At 65.8% G+C, this 1,361-nt stretch carries 2 protein-coding genes; both read left to right on the forward strand.

What is annotated here, in order from left to right; genetic code table 11:
* Window positions 1-380 (forward strand): ABC transporter permease subunit (locus tag BIS11_RS17685; RefSeq protein WP_253586740.1); only part of this gene is annotated, 380 nt, incomplete at its 5' end.
* 54 nt (window positions 381-434) lie between these two features.
* Window positions 435-1,235: a phosphate ABC transporter ATP-binding protein PstB gene (pstB, locus tag BIS11_RS17690; protein ID WP_253424975.1), complete on the forward strand. Its 801-nt coding sequence runs from the start codon at window positions 435-437 to the stop codon at window positions 1,233-1,235.
* Window positions 1,236-1,361: the final 126 nt, after the last annotated feature.

The raw sequence follows: 1,361 nt of genomic DNA on the forward strand, positions 1-1,361 counted from the left end.
CCTTGCGCTCGATTCCGCCATCGATCCGCCAGGCCGCCCTCGGTATCGGCGCCTCGCGGGTGCAGACGGTCTTTCATCACGTCCTGCCGCTGGCGCTGCCGGGCATTCTCACCGGCTCGATCCTGGGCGTGGCCCAGGCGCTGGGCGAGACTGCGCCGCTTCTGTTGATCGGCATGAACGCGTTCGTGGCCAACGTGCCGAGCACGCCGCTCGAGCAATCCACGGCGCTGCCGGTGCAGATCTACCTGTGGCAGGGCAACGAGCTTCGCAACTTCTTCGAGGCGCGCACCTCGGCGGCGATCATCGTGCTGCTGGGGCTCATGCTGAGCCTTAACGCGCTGGCCATCTGGCTGCGCAAAAAATTCGAGACGAGGTGGTAAGTGGATACTCCTACGCACTCCCCAAGCCAAGCCCCTTCGGCGGCCACGCCCAGCGTGAGCCTCGGCAACGGCGAAAGCCGCGTCAGCCGCGCCAAGGACAAGGTCAAGCTCAAGGCCGAAAGCGTCGACGTCTTCTACGGCGACACCCAGGCGATCAAGAGCATCGATCTGGACATCTATGAAAACGAGGTGCTGGCCTTCATCGGCCCCTCGGGTTGCGGCAAGTCGACGTTTCTGCGCTGCCTGAACCGCATGAACGACACCATCGACATCTGCCGGGTGGAGGGCCGGATCACCCTGGATGGCAAGGACATCTACGCGCCGGAGCGTGACGTGGTGCTGCTGCGTGCCCAGGTGGGCATCGTGTTCCAGAAGCCCAACCCGTTCCCCAAGTCGATCTACGAGAACATCGCCTACGGGCCGCGCCTGCATGGCCTGGCCAAGCGCAAGGCGGAGCTCGACGACATCGTCGAGAGCAGCCTGCGCCGCGCGGGGCTGTGGGAGGAGGTCAAGGATCGCCTCGACAAGCCCGGCACCGGGCTTTCCGGCGGCCAGCAGCAGCGTCTGTGCATCGCGCGCACCGTGGCGGTGAGCCCGGACGTGATCCTGATGGACGAACCCTGCTCGGCGCTCGACCCCATCGCCACCGCCAAGGTAGAGCAGCTGATCGACGAGCTCAGCGAGAGCTACACCATCGTGATGGTGACCCACAACATGCAGCAGGCCGCGCGCGTGGCCGACCGCACCGCGTTCTTCCACATGGGGGATCTGGTCGAGGTCGACTCCACCGACAACATCTTCACCAACCCGCAGGATCAGCGCACCCACGACTACATCACCGGCCGCTTCGGCTAGGCCGCCGGCTCGTGTGAGGCAGAAGCGAAAAGGCACGCGTCGGACGCGTGCCTTTTTCGTTGGTCGGCGGCGCGGCTAGTCGATCAGCTCGACCGCCACCGCCGTGGCCTCGCCGCCGCCGATGCA

This window comes from Halomonas sp. 707D4 (assembly GCF_024158685.1).
GTDB lineage: Bacteria > Pseudomonadota > Gammaproteobacteria > Pseudomonadales > Halomonadaceae > Vreelandella.